A 15,660-nucleotide genomic window follows, 5' to 3' on the forward strand; every position below is an offset into this window, starting at 1 on the left:
CGGCCAAGACCCTCGATCCAGAAGACAAGCAGCGGCACTGGGCGTCCAACTCTTCGTCATACACGGCCACAACTATTCACGGTCGGCAATGCATCAGTTGTCCAGAACAGAGGAGAACCAATGAACATCACCGAAGCCGTTGCCGTTGTCGCCGGTGGAGCATCCGGCCTCGGCAATGCCACCGCCCGCACCTTGCACGAGCGTGGAGCACACGTCGTATTGCTGGATCTGCCATCCTCCGGAGGAGACGTCGCTGCGAAAGAGATAGGCAAGCGCGCCTACTTCGAGGCCGCCGACGTCACCTCCTCTGGTGACGTCCTGTCGGCGATCGACTTCGCCGCATCCCTCGGTGATTTGCGGGTGGTAGTCAATTGCGCTGGCGTGGGAACACCAGGCAAGGTTCTCGGAAAGAGCGGACCCCTTCCGCTCTCAGATTTCGAGCGGGTAATTCGCATCAACTTGATCGGAACTTCAACGTGCTTCGACTTGCAGCCGAGAGGATTGCGCAGACCGAGCCGGTGGACGGCGAGCGTGGCGTCATCATCGACACCGCATCCGTAGCAGCATTCGACGGTCAGATCGGTCAACCGGCGTACGCGGCATCGAAAGGTGGAGTCGCGGCAATGACCTTGCCGATTGCTCGCGAACTTGCGCGCCATCTCATCCGAGTAGTCACCATCGCACCCGGAATCTTCGAAACGCCGATGCTGGCCGGACTTCCCGCGGATGCGCAAACCTCACTCGGCAAGCAAGTTCCACACCCATCTCGCCTCGGCCGAGCCACCGAGTACGCGGCTCTCGCGGCTCATATCGTCGACAACGCCATGCTCAACGGTGAAACCATCCGCCTCGATGGGGCCATCCGCATGGCACCGAAGTAGACAGCGGCTCTATCACTTGGGCGGCGTAGTCGGACTTCGAGGTCAACGTGATAACTGCTGCCGACGGCCGGACCGCCGTGAGGAAATCGGCGATTTCGGTGCCGGCTTCTGCCTCGCCTGGGCCGACGGAACCATCGACCCGGAACTGCTCGCCGAGGTCGTACGCGGAAGATCCTCTCCGAACCGCACTCGACCAGTACGGTGATCTGATCCGCTGAACGAGGAGGAACTCCGTGCGACGCACACTCCCTGCCATCCTGATCGCCGCTGTGACCGCCCTGTCCCTGGCAGGATGCAGCAATTCCGACTCCGGCCCGGTCATCGACCAGGTGCGCGAGGCGGGCGTCCTGAAGGTAGGCACCGAGGGCACCTACACCCCGTTCAGCTATCAGGGCCCCGACGGTCAGCTCACCGGCTATGACGTCGAGGTCATCCGCGCCGTCGGTGACAAACTCGGTGTGTCCGTCGAGTTCACCCAGACTCCGTGGGACTCCATCTTCGCCGGTCTGGAAGCGAGGCGGTACGACCTGGTCGCCAACCAGGTCACCGTGAACGACGAGCGCACCCAGAAGTACGACCTGTCGACGCCGTACACGGTGTCGGAGGGTGTGATCGTGACCCGCGCCGACGACAACTCGATCACCGGACTCGACGATCTGAACGGAAAGACCGCAGCACAATCCGCGACCAGCAACTGGGCTCAGGTCGCAAGGGACGCCGGGGCAAACGTCGAGTCCGTGGAGGGCTTCGTACAAGCGATCACACTTCTGAAGGACGGACGGGTCGACGCCACCGTCAACGACAACCTCGCCGTCGCGGAGTATCAGAAGCAGACGAATGACGCGGGCGTGAAGATCTCGGCCGAGACCGGCGACACGAGCGAACAGGCCTTCGCTGCCCGGAAGGACAGCGGCCTGATGCCCGACATCGACAAGGCGCTCGCCGAACTGCGTGCCGACGGCACACTGGCGAAAATCTCGGACAAGTACTTCGGCACCGACGTGTCAGCGCCGAGTAACTGAGCCGGCACGCACGAGGAGCGCCGGAGTGGACGACGCAACGATCCAACTGATCCTGGACAACCTGTGGCCGATGCTGAAGGCCACACTCACCATGACGATTCCGCTGACTATCGTCAGCTTCACCATCGGTTTGGTCATTGCCCTGCTCGTCGCGCTGGCCAGAATCTCCTCGATCACGCCGTTGGCGATCGCGGCCCGCTTCTACACCTCGATCATCCGGGGCACACCGTTGCTGGTGCAGCTGTTCATCGTCTTCTACGCGTTGCCGCAATTCGGGGTGACGCTCGAACCGTTCCCGGCGGCGGTGATCGCGTTCAGCCTCAACGTCGGGGGTTACGCCGCGGAAGTCATTCGTTCGGCGATCCTGTCCATCCCGAAAGGTCAGTGGGAAGCTGCCCAGACCATCGGCATGGGATACACCACGACGTTGCAGCGGATTGTGCTCCCCCAGGCCGCCCGGGTCGCCGTTCCGCCGCTGTCCAACACGCTCATCTCGCTGGTCAAGGACACCTCCCTGGCCTCGACGATCCTCGTCACCGAACTGCTGCGCGTCGCGCAACTCGCCGCCGCACCCACGTTCGACTTCTTCGCCCTGTACGGTGTCGCCGCGCTGTACTACTGGGCGATCTGCATCGTCCTCTCGGCCGTTCAGGGCCGACTCGAGGCCCGACTCGACAGGTATGTGGCCAGATGACCGACACCCGCACCCCGCTGCTCCACGTTTCCGGCGTCGAGAAATCGTTCGGTGAACATCGCGTGCTGCGCGACATCAGCTTCGAGGTCCTGCCCGGCACCGTCACCGTGATCATCGGGCCGTCCGGTTCGGGAAAGACCACGGTGTTGCGAACACTCAATGCGCTGGACCGCGCGGACGCCGGCGTGATCTCGATCGGTGAGGTGTCGGTCGACTTCGCTGCCCAGGTGGACCGGTCCACCCTGGCTCGGTTCCGGGCACAGAGCGGCATGGTTTTCCAGGCCCACAACCTGTTTCCGCACAAGACGGTGCTTCAGAACGTCACCGAGGGTCCGGTGGTCGTCCAGAAGCGGCCGAGAGACGAAGCGCGCGCCGACGCTCTGGCACTGCTCACCCAGGTGGGACTGGAGGACAAGGCGGATCAGTACCCGTACCAACTCTCGGGTGGCCAGCAGCAGCGAGTCGGAATCGCCAGGGCGCTCGCGCTGAAGCCCAAACTGATGTTGTTCGACGAACCGACGTCCGCACTCGACCCCGAACTCGTCGGCGAGGTCCTACGCGTGATCCGCGATCTCGCGACCGAGGGCTGGACCATGGTGATCGTGACTCACGAAATCCGGTTCGCGCAGCAGGTGGCCGATCAGGTCCTGTTCATCGACGGCGGCGTCGTTCTCGAACGCGGTACGGCGAAGGACCTACTGACGAACCCGACCGGACAGCGGCTACGGCAATTCCTGCACCGCATCCTCGATCCGCTCTGATGGGTCAGCGAACGGCCTTCTCCAACAGCACGACGCTGGGCCATTCGACCTCGAAGTCGCGGCGGCCCACCAGGAAGAAACCCTGCTCCTCGTAGTACGTGCGCAGCCGACTGTTGGTCTCCACGCATTCGAGCCGGACGACGGACACGGCCTCGCTCCGGGCGTGCTCGTCCACCCACCGCAACAGTTGCGCTCCCAACCCTGGACTTGCATGGCGGCGATCCGTCATCACCCGCGCGACGTAGGTAGCGGGAATCTCGTCGTCGACCCAGATGTCGGGATCGGCGCGCAGTACGCGCAGGGCGCCCGCCACGATTCCACCGGAGCGCGCGACGCGCCATTCTCCGGCCTCGATCTGCTCACGCACATCGGCGAGCGACACATCACCGCGGCACGGCGGGTCGATCTGCTGCTCGGCAAGCCAATCCTCTGCGTCCCAGTGCATCTGGACGATGTCTTCCGCCTGATCCAGCACTGCCTGCTCCACCGTGACCGCCATGCACTCACAGTAGCGACCCCACGGTGAAATCAAATCACCGCTGCGCCCGTGTCGATCTGCGGTGATGTGACCGGGATTACAGTGTCCGTGTAGCCGCTGGAGCTTTAGCTGTGCATGTGTGGCAGAAGCAGATCTGCCTGCCCGACTTCGACGGGGGCCTCGTCGAGCCACTGCGCAGTCTGCTCCCGGGCCCGCCGTATCAACTCGTCCGCCTCGCCGAAATCTGCGGGGCTGGTGTCCAGTGGACAGAGGGGTGGCACGACCTTGATATCGGCAGCGCCCTCATAACGTTCGATATCGAGCGCAAGGCGTTGATTGATCGCGAGCGTCACCCCGAGCAGAGCCATCCCGAGTGCGCTGCGGGGAACCTCGGACAGCGTGCAGGCATATCCGGTGGGCAGTACCCACACCGTCGTGGCACCGAGTTCGATGGCATGCGAGATCGGGGTGTTGTTGACCACGCCACCGTCCATCAGCGCGCGACCCTCGACGACTACGGGCGGGAGAATTCCCGGAATGGCAGCGCTGGCAAGGACGGCATCGACAGCGGGACCGCTCGACAGCCGAACGTCCTTGCCGGTCAGCACATCGGCTGCGATCACGTGGAGCGGGATCGGAGCGTCCTCCATCCGCCCGAAGCGCAAATGCTTCTCGAGAATCCGCCGGATTCCCCGGTTGGAGACCAGATGATTGTCGATCCCGACGAAACCCACGAAGCCGGTGAACAGGCCGGTCGGGAACACCGAGCTCCGCTTCAGCCCGCGCCACAGATCGGCCAGTTCACGTAGATCCGATTCCGAGGACCCGGCCGCCAGCCAAGCGCCGTTGAGCGCACCCACAGAAGTTCCGACGATGAGATCGGGGCGAATTCCCCTGCCTATGAGCGTTTGCAGCATTCCGACCTCGATAGCTCCGAGGCTGGCTCCACCCGACAGAACGAAAGCGGTCGTCATGTCGCCACGGTAACCGGTCAGGTCCGGCGATACAGCGCATCGATATCGGCGGCGAAGCGTTCGGTCACAACTGGACGCTTGATCTTCAAGGTGGCCGTCAATTCCCCGTCCGCCTCGGTGAGGTCGCGGTCGAGGATGACGAACCGTTTGATCGACTCGGTGTGGGAGACGGTGGTATTCGCGTCGTCGACGGCATCCTGAAGCTCCGCGCGCAATTCCTCGTCTTCGCGCAGATCGGCGACCGATGCGTCGGCAGGCCGCCCATGGGCTGCCTTCCACTTGTCGAATTCCTGAGGATCGACCGTGAGCAGCGCACCGATGAACGGGCGACCGTCACCCACGACCACGGCCTGCGACACCAGTGTGTGCGAGCGCAGGCGATCCTCGAGGGGCCCCGGTGACACGTTCTTGCCCCCTGCGGTGATCAGAAGGTCCTTCTTGCGCCCGGTGATGGTCAGAAAGCCTTCGTCGTCGAGGTAGCCCAGATCACCGGTGCGGAACCAGCCGTCGTGCAACGCCTCCCGAGTGGCGTGCTCGTTGCGCCAGTAGCCGCCGAAGACGACGTCACCGCACAATTCGATCTCACCGTCCTCGGCGATGCGCACGCCGTGTCCGCCGAGCGGCCTGCCCACCGTTCCGATCTTTTGCGCCCCGGGAACGTTCACGCAATGCGCGGCAGTGGATTCGGTGAGTCCATATCCTTCGTACACGGGTACGCCCATCCCGCGGAAGAAGTGCCCGAGGCTCGGCATGAGCGCTCCGCCTCCCGAGATCGCCCACCAGCAGTCGCCGCCCAAGGCTGCCCGCAGCCTGGCGTAGACCAACTTGTCGGCGACGGCGCGGCGCAGCGCGAGCAACGCTCCCGGTCCACCGTTGTCCTGGGCCCGGCTGTACTCGACGGCCGTCGTCTCGGCGAAGTCGAAGATCCGCTTCTGCAGGCCACCACCGGATGCCGCCTTACGGGCGGCACCGTCGCGCACCTTCTCGAAGACCCGTGGAACACCGAGGATCGAGTGCGGGCGAAAACGTTCGAATTCTCCCGTGACCGTCCCGAAATCGGACCAGTGCGCCTGGGTGGCCCCCGCCTCGAACATTGCCAGGGACACCGCCCGGGCCAGAACGTGTGCCAGGGGAAGGAATGTGAGGACACGGTTGCCGGGACGCGCCACGTCCCCGATCGGCGCAGCGAGGAGGGCCCGCACCTCCGACAAGAAGTTGCGGTGCGTGAGAATGCACCCTTTGGGTCTTCCGGTGGTTCCCGAGGTATATACCAGCGAGGCGAGATCGCCCGCGGTCAGCGCGACGACTCGCTTGAACACCTCGGAGTCGTCGACCGAGCGTCCGGCCTTGATGAGGGTGCCCACCGCATCCTCGTCGATGGTGAAGATGTGCTTCAACGTGTACGGGATGCCGTCGCCCTCGAAGCTCGACGCATGAGCCGGCGTCTCCACCACGGCAGCCACCGCCCCCGAGTCCTCGATGATCCACCGGATCTGATCGGGCGACGAGGAGTCGTAGACCGGAACCGAGGCAGCGCCGGTCGCCCAGATGGCGTAGTCGAGCAAGGACCATTCGAACCGAGTGGACGACAGCAGTGCTACCCGGTCGCCCGGCCGGACACCATGGGCGATGAGGCCCTTCGCGACCCCGGTGACGAGTGCGGCGAAATCCTTGGCCGTCACGTCGACCCAGCCATTGGCCTCCGGCCGGGCGTACATCACCCGGTCGGGCGTGCTCTCGGCATGCGCGAACACCGTCAAGACCGCGTTCTCGTGCTCGGAGACGCTGAAGGTCGGCGGGCTCGTGAACTCACGCACGGGTGTCGTCTCCGTTGCTCTCGAAGGTCGAGGGGCGCCGCGAAGGGTCGTCTCCGCCATGACGGAATCGGCGCAGATGATCGGCGAACGCGGCGATGTCACGGTCCGACCAGGACGCCATCCGGTCGCGCACCTCCTCGACCCGCCGGGCATCCGCGCCCGCAAGCACGGCGACACCGGCGTCGGTGAGGGTCAGCGGATGGCCGCTGCGAAGCGGTCCGGCCTCGGCCCGCACCCACCCCTCGTCGATGCAGACACGCAGCTGCCGCGACACCGTGGAGCGGTGCACTCCGAAGGACTCGGAGATCTGGGTGGCCCGGCACCCGGGATTGCGGGCGATGTACGAGAGCAGCGAATGTTGAGCGAATGTCGGCGAACCCGCCGGAGGTCCGTCACCGGCGACGAGCTGGCGGACGAGCCGGACGAGTTCGTCATGGACAGCCACGACGCCCGATGCGGACGACTCACCCGATTCGACCTCGTTGTGTTGCACACTGCAACTATATCGAGACTCCCGCGCCTCGGCCACTCGCACCCACTTCCCTCGCCGCTCCTCGACCCGCCGCGGCGGCCGACACACTCACGCGTGGTGCTCATACTGCTATCCCCGACCCGGAAAAACCCGAAAGCGGGAAACCCTCGAGGGTCACAATTGGAGAACGCTTCGCCCTGTGCCGACTCCCAGTGCTGCAACGGTATCTGTCCGGCATCGCTCAGAACCTTCTGTGCGCGGGCTCCGGGTCCAGCTATCGGCCAGCAGCAAACCGCCGCATAAATTCGTTGCGACGGACAGAATTCTCGCGGCAGGCTGTCGAACATGCTCATACGACGGGAAACTGCCCACGACGTCGCCGCGATCGCCGAGGTCCATCGCCAGGCCTTCGACGGCGACGCCCCCGTCGAGGTCGACCTCGTCGAGCGACTCCGGACGAGCCCGGCGTGGATTCCGCCGCTGTCCTTCGTCGCCGAGTGGCACGACTCGGTGATCGGACACGTGTGTCTGACCCGCGCCACCGTTGCTTCGACGCCGGTGCTGGCATTGGGCCCCATCGGTGTGCTGCCGGGCCACCAGCGCGGTGGGGTCGGTTCGGCGCTCATGCATGCCGCCCTCGGCGCCGCTGATTCCCGTGACGAACCGCTGGTAGCACTGCTGGGCCACCTCGAGTACTACCCCCGGTTCGGGTTCGTCGCCGGATCCTCCCTCGGGATCGAACCGGACGAGCCTTCCTGGTCGTCCCATTTCCAGGTTCGCCGTCTCACTACCTGGGACACCGCCCTGTCGGGAATGTTCCGGTACGCCGCGCCGTTCTATCAACTCTGAGGCGAGTGCACAGTGTGCAGCTCCCGAGCCGCTGGTAGTTTGCCAATAGACAAGCAGGATCCGAGGTAACGACAGTGACGAACGCCGCCGACAGCGTCCGAACGGGCGACGTCGTCGACACCTCCGTGACGACGACCATCGTCCGGCGGGTCAGCCAGGGGTGCGAAGAAGAGTTCGCCGATTGGATTCAGGTCGGCCTCGGTCTGGCACGCCTCTTCCCCGGTTTCCTCGGCGGCGGATGGCTCAAGGAGAGCAGCACGTCCGCTGTGTGCGTCATCGTCCTCAAGTTCGAGACGCAGGCGGCCCTGGACAATTGGCTGACGTCTTCGCTGCGGAACGGATGGTTGCGGACCGGCGAGAACATCGCCGTCGAAGATTCCACCGACCGGATTTCGAGCATCGCGGGATTGTTCGACCCACCCCGGCCTGCGGATCGGTTACCCGACCCCGGTACGCCCACACCCACCTAGTCCGTGCCTGTGAGCGCACCCTCCTCCCTGCATGTCGGACTACTCGCCTACGGTGACTGACGTGACGTCGCCTTGGTCGGAGGGACAGGTCGCATCGGTAGCGGCCGATGCCGGCTCTCTCGCTGCCGCACGCACGCTCTCGGCGTCGTGGTCGGATACCGGCCACAGCGGCACCGCACTGTGGGGACTGTGCCGGGGTAGCGGCAGGAACCCGTACCGCACGGTGGTCGATCTCGACGGGCCCGCTTTCTCGTGTTCGTGTCCGAGCCGGAAATTCCCTTGCAAGCACGCGCTCGGGCTGCTCCTGCTCTGGTCGCAGGGGCGGGTCCCGGACGCGGCCGACTTCCCGCCGTTCGCGCGCGAATGGCTGGGACGACGGGCCACGCGGGCAAGCGAACCAGGTCTGCCTGCTCCCCCGTCGACCGCCCAGGGGAAGGCTGCCGAACGTCGAGCCGATCGGGTGGCCGCGGGCCTCGACGAACTCGACCTGTGGCTCACCGATCAGATCCGCGGTGGGCTGGGATCCACGGACACGTCACCCCCCGCATTCGATGCGGTTGCGGCCCGAATGGTCGACGCGCAGGCTCCCGGCGTCGCATCGGCGTTGCGTCGGCTCGCCTTCGCCGTCGCGTTGCGCCCCGACTGGCCGGCGAGATTGCTTGCCGAGTACGCCAAGCTGCATCTACTCGTGGTCGCGCATCGTCGTCTCCCCGAACTGCCGGAGCCGTTGCGGGCGTCGGTCCGCGCCCACGTGGGATACCCGGTCTCCACCGACAAGGTGCGTGGTGAACCGGCTGTGCGTGATCGGTGGATGGTGCTGGGCTCCCAGACCACCGAAGAGAAACGGCTCTTCACCCGCAAGGTGTGGTTACTCGGCCGGGATCACGGCCGTTGGGCACTCTTGCTCGATTTCGCCCACGGCACACCGAACTTCGCGAACGCCGTTCCGCCGCTCGGTTCCCTCGTCGACGCAGATCTGCACTTCTATCCCGGCGCCGCGCCGTTGCGCGCCCTGTGGGGCACCGACCACGGTGCGGCAGAACCGTTCACGACGCTTCGCGCGGGAGGCATCGACCCGGCCCTCGACGCCTTCGCCCACGTCATCGGCGCCGATCCGTGGGTTCGTTCGTGGCCCGTGTTGCTGGGCGGTGTCACGCCGACGGTCACGGACGAGGGATGGCTGCTGGTCGACGCCGAAGGGCGAGCGTTGCCGGTCACCGGTGACGAGAGAAATCTGTGGACACTGCTCGGCATCTCCGGTGGCCACCCGGTCACCGTGTGCGGTGAGTGGAACAGTGAGGCACTGACTCCGGTGTCCGTGTTCGACCGCGGTGTCGTCCACTCGCTCGTATCCGCAACGGCCCCCGCCGTCGCGACCCGCACGGCAGGCAGACGACGATGAGCGAACTTCTGTCGACGGCCCTCCTCGGTACGGCCCGGTCCACTCCCGCATTACAGGACCTCGCCACGGGGGCACTGGCGCAATCGATTACCGGCGATCCTGCCGAAGTGCTACTGGGTGCGGCCGCTCTGGAAAACGCCCATCGAGTAGGCGGGGTCACTGCCTCCCTGCACGTAGTGCCTGCGCCCGCCGACGAGGACGACCGAGTGCAACTGCCCCCGGCGGCGGCCGACCACCTGATGCAACTGCTCGCCGCCAGGTCGTGGACACTGACGGAGTGGTTCGCCGTAGCCGTCGAGCGCGGGTACCGAGCGCCGGATCATCTCGTCGCCGACCTGATGTCCGCGGCACGGAGCAACGACACGCACCGGGAGAACATTCTCCGGCTCACCGGACCACGCGGACAGTGGCTGGCCGCCCAGAACCCGGAATGGTCGATGCTCCGGCGGACAGCCGATCGCCTCGAGGTGTGGCATCGCGGCTCCCATACGGAACGTCTGCAGTGGCTCACGGCGATGCGCTCGGTGAATCCGGCGGCCGCCACGGCGGAACTGCAACGTACGTGGGAGACCGAACGCGGCGAGCACCGGGCCGCGTTCATGGCAGCACTGGCCACCGGGCTCGGTGACGCGGACGCCGCCCTCCTCGAGCACGCACTCGACGACCGGCGCAAAGATGTTCGCCAGCATGCAGTCCAGTTGCTGCGCCAACTTCCCCGCTCGGCGTACGCGCAGCGGATGGCTGCCCGCGCCCGCGCGTGGGTGCGGGTGGAGAAGAAGCCCCTCCGCACCCGCCTGGTGGTGAACATGCCGGGTTCGCTCGACGATTCGGCGCGGCGTGACGGCATCGAAAACGTGCACTTCAAGAACAAGGGAATTCGGAGTTGGTGGCTGCGAATGGTGGTCACCGCGGCACCACTGTCGGTGTGGGACGACATGATCGGATCCGCATCCCAGGCCCTGGACATCCGTATCGAGGATCAATGGCGTGATGTGATGACCGAGGCCTGGGTCAATGCGACAGTGTTGCAGCGCAACCCGCGATGGGCGTCCGCCTTCCTGCACAAACAGGGCCGGCAGACCGAGCGGCGCGTCGTCCCTCTCGTTCCCGCCGGTGAGCGGCTGCAGTACATACTCGCCGGCCACGCCGACTCCTATCTGCTGGGCGTGGACGGGGCGGCACTGTTCGAGGATCTCCCGCACCCGTGGCCCCTCGAACTCGCGCAACGCATCATCGCCCGATTCGAGGACATCGCGCTGCGGCACGCCTCGACAGGCAAGGAACTCGGACAATTGTCCCGGCACAGCCACTACTCGACGCTGCGCAGTGCCGAGACACACTTCCCTTTCAGGGCGGTTCCCCTGCTCCACGCGGCCGCCGAACGCACCCGCGACCACGGCTGGCAGCAGGCGTTCTCGACGGCCGCCGCCAACATCGAACACCGCCGAACGCTGCTGAAGGAGCTCGAGTGACCGAGATCGTGGCCGGCCAGGCCGACCTGCTGCGTCCCCATGCCGAGCAGAACTACGCCGAAGAACTTGCGGCCCTCGCCGCCCAGGACACCCGGCCGCGGCCGCCGTCGTGGAAGATGTCGCCGTGGGCCGTCGTCACGTACCTACTCGGGGGCGAACTCGAGGACGGCACCGTGATCACCCCCAAATACGTTGGCCCCCGCCGGTTGATGGAAGTCGCAGTCGCTACCCTGGCCACCGATCGGGCACTCCTGCTCCTCGGTGTCCCCGGGACAGCCAAGACGTGGGTGTCCGAACATCTTTCGGCCGCGATTTCCGGAACGTCGACGCTACTGATCCAGGGAACTTCCGGAACCCCGGAGGAGGCCATCCGGTACGGGTGGAACTACGCCCGGCTCCTGGCCGAAGGCCCCAGCGCGGGAGCCCTCGTCCCCTCCCCGGTGATGACCGCGATGGAGAGCGGCCGGATCGTCCGAGTCGAGGAGCTCACCCGAATTCCGGCCGACGTGCAGGACGCGCTCATCACCGTGCTCTCGGAGAAAACCCTGCCGGTGCCCGAATTGGGCATCGAAGTGCAGGCAGCCAAGGGTTTCAACCTCATAGCCACCGCCAACGACCGGGACCGCGGTGTGAACGACCTTTCCTCCGCACTCCGCAGGCGCTTCAACACGGTGGTCCTGCCGCTGCCCGCCAGCGAGGAGGACGAGGTCGCCATTGTCACGCGGCGCGTCGAGCAATTGGGCGCCTCATTGGAACTGCCGAAAATCCCCGCGACGGTCGACGAGATTCGCCGAGTGGTCACCGTGTTCCGCGAATTACGCTCCGGCGCCACCTCGGACGGTCGTACCAAGCTGAAGTCGCCGTCCGGAACATTGTCGACCGCGGAGGCCATCTCCGTGGTGACCAACGGATTGGCGCTCGCCGCGCACTTCGGCAACGGCACGTTGGGGCCCTCTGATGTGGCCGCAGGCATCCTCGGATCCGTACTGAAGGATCCGGTGGCAGACAAGGTGGTGTGGACGGAGTATCTCGAAGCGGTTGTCCGTGAACGCGAGGACTGGTCGGACTTCTACCGAGCCTGCCGGGAGGTCACCGGGTGAGTTCCGATGTCCGTGTCTTCGGCATCCGCCATCACGGGCCCGGATCGGCACGGTCGGTGCGACGCGCACTCGAGGCGTTCACTCCCGATGCAGTCCTGATCGAAGGGCCCGCGGACGCCGATCCGCTGATCGCACTGACGGCCGCCGACGCCATGAAACCGCCGGTGGCATTGCTAGCCTACGCCACCGGGGAACCGCGGACGGCTGCGTTCTGGCCTTTCGCAGTGTTTTCCCCTGAGTGGCAGGCACTCTCGTGGTCCGCGGAGCACGGAGTGGACGTGCGGTTCTGTGATCTCCCCGCTGCCCACACGCTCGCCGCCGAATCCGCCGAATCCGATCGCACAGACCCGTTGGCCCAGCTCGCCGCGGCCGCCGGATACGACGACCCCGAACGCTGGTGGGACGCAGTCGTCGAATCCGGCACCGGCGCAGACTCGTTCGACGCCATCACCGAAGCGATGTCCGTTCTGCGCAATGCCACCGACCTCGACGAGGAGACGAGAAGACGCGAGGCCTACATGCGCCAGACGCTGCGCAAGGCCATCAAGGGCGGCGCTCAGCGCGTGGCAGTGATTTGTGGCGCCTGGCATGCGCCGGCGCTCTCCGGGCCGCTCGGCCCCGCCACCGCCGATGCGCGAATCCTCAAGGGCCTGCCGAAGATCAAAACCTCACTGACGTGGGTTCCGTGGACCCATTCGCGTCTGTCCACGGCCTCGGGGTACGGAGCGGGCATCACCTCACCGGGTTGGTACCACCACCTCTTCACCGCCGGCGACCGTACGATCCCACGATGGCTCACCAAGGTGGCCCGCGTGCTGCGCGCCGAGGACCTCCCGGTGTCGAGCGCGCACGTCATCGAGGCGGTACGCCTGGCAGACACCCTGGCCGCCATGCGCTCACGTCCCCTGGCCGGCCTGTCCGAGGTCACCGAGGCAACCCGCGCCGTGATGTGCGACGGCAACGACGTCCTGCTCGACCTGATCACCCGGCGACTCGTGGTCGGTGAGGCACTCGGCGGCGTCCCGGACGACACACCCACCGTCCCGCTCGACGCCGACCTGCGTGCACGGGCAAAAACGCTCCGCCTCAAGCAACAGGCCACGGAGAAGACACTCGACCTCGATCTTCGAAAGGACATCGACGGCACGCGCTCCCGGTTACTCCACCGCCTGCAGCTCCTGGGGGTCGGGTGGGGCGTTCCCGCGAACAGCGAGATCAACGCCACCGGGACGTTCCGCGAAACGTGGTCACTGACTTGGAAGCCGGAACTCGCCGTCGCCATCATCGAGGCATCACTCTGGGGAACGACAGTCGAGGCCGCAGCCACCGCCAAAGTACGGGCCGAGGCGTCGGATGAGGACGTCTCCCTCGCCCAGCTCACCGCACTTCTCGAGCAGGCGCTGCTGTCGAACCTCACCGATGCGCTGCCCGAACTGCTACGTGCGCTGGACACGGCCGCCGCCCTCGACCACGACGTGATGCATTTGATGGATGCGCTGCCGTCCCTGACCCGGACCCTCCGCTACGGTGACGTCCGCGGCACCGACATCTCGTCCCTCGCCCGCGTCAACGACAGCCTCCTGGTGCGGATCTGCGCGGGACTGGGATCGGCGCTGTCGGGATTGGACGACGACAGCGCGATCGAGATGCGCCGGGCGATCGACGGGGTCCATGCCGCCGTGATGCTCCGCGACGAGGATCGCGCGTCGAAACGATGGCTGGGTACACTCGCCGGGCTCGTCGATCGCAGCGATGTGAACGGCCTGGTGATCGGCCGGATGGTCCGGCTGCTCCGCGACGCCGGCGCGATCAGCGAAACCGACTCCGCGACCAGGTTGTCGCGGGCATTGTCCGTCGGCGCCACACCGTTCGCTAAGGCAGGATGGGTGGACGGCTTTCTCGGCGGCGGTGGCTTGCTTCTCGTCCACGATCGGGAACTGCTGCGCCTGCTCGACACGTGGGTATCGGGACTGGGTGAGCAGGGCTTCGTAGACACGCTGCCGTTGCTGCGGCGAACATTCGGCGCCTTCGACACCGGGGAACGTCAGGCGATCGGCCAGTGCGTGCAGGGCGGAAACCGAACCGAAGCTGCAGCTCCGGTCGACCCGCGGCGGGCCGCGGTCGCGATCCGCACGGTGGCCGACATTCTGGGAGTGCCGTCGTGAGCGAAGACGTCGAGCGGTTACGACGGTGGCGGTTGCTGCTCGGTGACGCCGCCGAGGAGTCGACGGGCGGGCTGGGCTCCAAGTCGGATGCCGCGATGGACGGTGCGCTGTCCGCCCTCTACGACGCGAACCCCGAGGACACCGGTAGCCGTCGCCGCGGTGCCGGCCTGGGAAGCTCGGCGCCGAAGGTGGCGCGGTGGCTCGGCGACATCCGGACGTACTTCCCGAGCACCGTCGTCCAGGTGATGCAGAAGGACGCCGTCGAACCCGACGTCCACCTCGTCGGCACGCTGCTGAGCCTCAATCGGGTGATGCCCGAAACGAGCAAAGCCACCGCCCGCATGGTCGTCGACACAGTGGTCCGGCAGATCGAGGAACGCATCGCGCAGAAAACACGGACCGCGGTGACCGGCGCCATCAACCGGGCTGCGCGCACCACCAATCCGAAGCTCCGCGATGTCGATTGGAACCGCACCATCCGCGCCAACCTCGCCCACTATCTTCCCGAGTACAAGACCGTGGTGCCGGAACGGATGATCGGGTACGGACGTCGATTACCGTCGGTGCACCGCGACGTTGTCCTCGCCATCGACCAGTCGGGGTCGATGGCGTCGAGCGTCGTCTACGCCTCCGTCTTCGGCGCCGTTCTCGCATCGATGCGCGCACTGAAAACTTCGCTCGTCGTCTTCGACACGGCCGTCGTGGATCTGACAGACAAACTGTCCGATCCCGTGGACGTCCTGTTCGGCACGCAGCTCGGCGGCGGCACCGACATCAACAGGGCCATCGCCTACAGCCAGTCGCTGATCGACAGACCGACCGAATCGCTGTTCGTGCTCATTTCGGACCTGTACGAGGGCGGAATCCGCGGCGAGATGCTGCGGCGGATGTCTGCGATGAAGACTGCCGGGGTCCAGGTGATCGTGCTGCTGGCACTGTCCGACGACGGCGCCCCGTCGTTCGACCACGACAACGCGGCGGCCCTGAGTGTTCTCGGGGTTCCCGCATTCGCCTGCACACCGGACAAGTTCCCGGAACTGCTGGCGCTCGCACTGGAACGCGGCGACATTCGCAGGTGGGCAGACAGTCTTCAGACGGAGTGA

The 15,660-nt window shown here is 66.0% G+C and carries 14 protein-coding genes and 1 pseudogene; 11 read left to right on the forward strand and 4 right to left on the reverse strand.

Features of this window, described 5'->3' with window-relative positions; genetic code table 11:
- The first annotated feature begins 120 nt into the window (after positions 1 to 120).
- The 4 genes and pseudogenes from R4P95_RS01325 to R4P95_RS01340 all read left to right on the forward strand — a co-directional run bounded on the left by R4P95_RS01325 (position 121) and on the right by R4P95_RS01340 (position 3,358).
- Positions 121 to 881 (forward strand): annotated as a pseudogene (locus R4P95_RS01325) (SDR family NAD(P)-dependent oxidoreductase).
- 233 nt (positions 882 to 1,114) lie between these two features.
- Positions 1,115 to 1,903, forward strand: a complete 789-nt coding sequence (locus tag R4P95_RS01330; RefSeq protein ID WP_213573019.1) for an amino acid ABC transporter substrate-binding protein — start codon at positions 1,115 to 1,117, stop codon at positions 1,901 to 1,903.
- A gap of 25 nt (positions 1,904 to 1,928) precedes the next feature.
- On the forward strand, positions 1,929 to 2,597 hold the full coding sequence (locus R4P95_RS01335; protein WP_317746678.1) for an amino acid ABC transporter permease: 669 nt from the start codon (positions 1,929 to 1,931) through the stop codon (positions 2,595 to 2,597).
- Positions 2,594 to 3,358, forward strand: coding sequence for an amino acid ABC transporter ATP-binding protein (locus R4P95_RS01340; RefSeq protein WP_283254028.1), 765 nt, complete (start codon positions 2,594 to 2,596; stop codon positions 3,356 to 3,358). Before R4P95_RS01335 ends, R4P95_RS01340 begins: the two co-directional genes overlap by 4 nt.
- A gap of 4 nt (positions 3,359 to 3,362) precedes the next feature.
- Here R4P95_RS01340 and R4P95_RS01345 read toward each other — a convergent pair whose 3' ends face one another.
- The 4 genes from R4P95_RS01345 to R4P95_RS01360 all read right to left on the reverse strand — a co-directional run bounded on the left by R4P95_RS01345 (position 3,363) and on the right by R4P95_RS01360 (position 7,162).
- Entirely contained in the window at positions 3,363 to 3,857 is a 495-nt protein-coding gene (locus R4P95_RS01345) for a GNAT family N-acetyltransferase (protein ID WP_317746677.1), read from the reverse strand.
- 104 nt (positions 3,858 to 3,961) lie between these two features.
- A complete protein-coding gene (locus R4P95_RS01350) occupies positions 3,962 to 4,810 on the reverse strand; it encodes a patatin-like phospholipase family protein (RefSeq protein WP_213573022.1) in 849 nt (282 codons plus the stop codon).
- A 17-nt stretch (positions 4,811 to 4,827) separates the two neighbouring features.
- The gene (locus tag R4P95_RS01355; RefSeq protein WP_317746676.1) at positions 4,828 to 6,627 is read right to left on the reverse strand and encodes a long-chain fatty acid--CoA ligase; all 1,800 of its coding nucleotides are present in this window, start codon (positions 6,625 to 6,627) and stop codon (positions 4,828 to 4,830) included.
- Positions 6,620 to 7,162, reverse strand: coding sequence for a MarR family winged helix-turn-helix transcriptional regulator (locus R4P95_RS01360; RefSeq protein ID WP_317746675.1), 543 nt, complete (start codon positions 7,160 to 7,162; stop codon positions 6,620 to 6,622). The genes R4P95_RS01355 and R4P95_RS01360 overlap by 8 nt, the downstream gene beginning before the upstream one ends.
- Before the next feature lie 282 nt (positions 7,163 to 7,444).
- Between R4P95_RS01360 and R4P95_RS01365 the strand changes: the two genes are divergently transcribed.
- From R4P95_RS01365 to R4P95_RS01395, 7 genes are all read left to right on the forward strand, one after another.
- The gene (locus R4P95_RS01365) at positions 7,445 to 7,948 is read left to right on the forward strand and encodes an N-acetyltransferase (RefSeq protein WP_317746674.1); all 504 of its coding nucleotides are present in this window, start codon (positions 7,445 to 7,447) and stop codon (positions 7,946 to 7,948) included.
- Positions 7,949 to 8,022: 74 nt separating this feature from the next.
- The gene (locus R4P95_RS01370; RefSeq protein ID WP_213573026.1) at positions 8,023 to 8,418 is read left to right on the forward strand and encodes an antibiotic biosynthesis monooxygenase; all 396 of its coding nucleotides are present in this window, start codon (positions 8,023 to 8,025) and stop codon (positions 8,416 to 8,418) included.
- A 61-nt stretch (positions 8,419 to 8,479) separates the two neighbouring features.
- Entirely contained in the window at positions 8,480 to 9,820 is a 1,341-nt protein-coding gene (locus R4P95_RS01375; protein ID WP_317746673.1) for an SWIM zinc finger family protein, read from the forward strand.
- Positions 9,817 to 11,292, forward strand: a complete 1,476-nt coding sequence (locus R4P95_RS01380) for a DUF5691 domain-containing protein (protein WP_317746672.1) — start codon at positions 9,817 to 9,819, stop codon at positions 11,290 to 11,292. The genes R4P95_RS01375 and R4P95_RS01380 overlap by 4 nt, the downstream gene beginning before the upstream one ends.
- On the forward strand, positions 11,289 to 12,392 hold the full coding sequence (locus R4P95_RS01385) for an AAA family ATPase (RefSeq protein WP_317746671.1): 1,104 nt from the start codon (positions 11,289 to 11,291) through the stop codon (positions 12,390 to 12,392). The genes R4P95_RS01380 and R4P95_RS01385 overlap by 4 nt, the downstream gene beginning before the upstream one ends.
- Positions 12,389 to 14,557: a DUF5682 family protein gene (locus tag R4P95_RS01390; protein WP_317746670.1), complete on the forward strand. Its 2,169-nt coding sequence runs from the start codon at positions 12,389 to 12,391 to the stop codon at positions 14,555 to 14,557. The genes R4P95_RS01385 and R4P95_RS01390 overlap by 4 nt, the downstream gene beginning before the upstream one ends.
- On the forward strand, positions 14,554 to 15,660 hold the full coding sequence (locus R4P95_RS01395; RefSeq protein WP_317746669.1) for a VWA domain-containing protein: 1,107 nt from the start codon (positions 14,554 to 14,556) through the stop codon (positions 15,658 to 15,660). The genes R4P95_RS01390 and R4P95_RS01395 overlap by 4 nt, the downstream gene beginning before the upstream one ends.

Source organism: Rhodococcus sp. IEGM 27, from assembly GCF_033142305.1.
Classification (GTDB): Bacteria; Actinomycetota; Actinomycetes; order Mycobacteriales; family Mycobacteriaceae; genus Rhodococcus_F; species Rhodococcus_F oxybenzonivorans.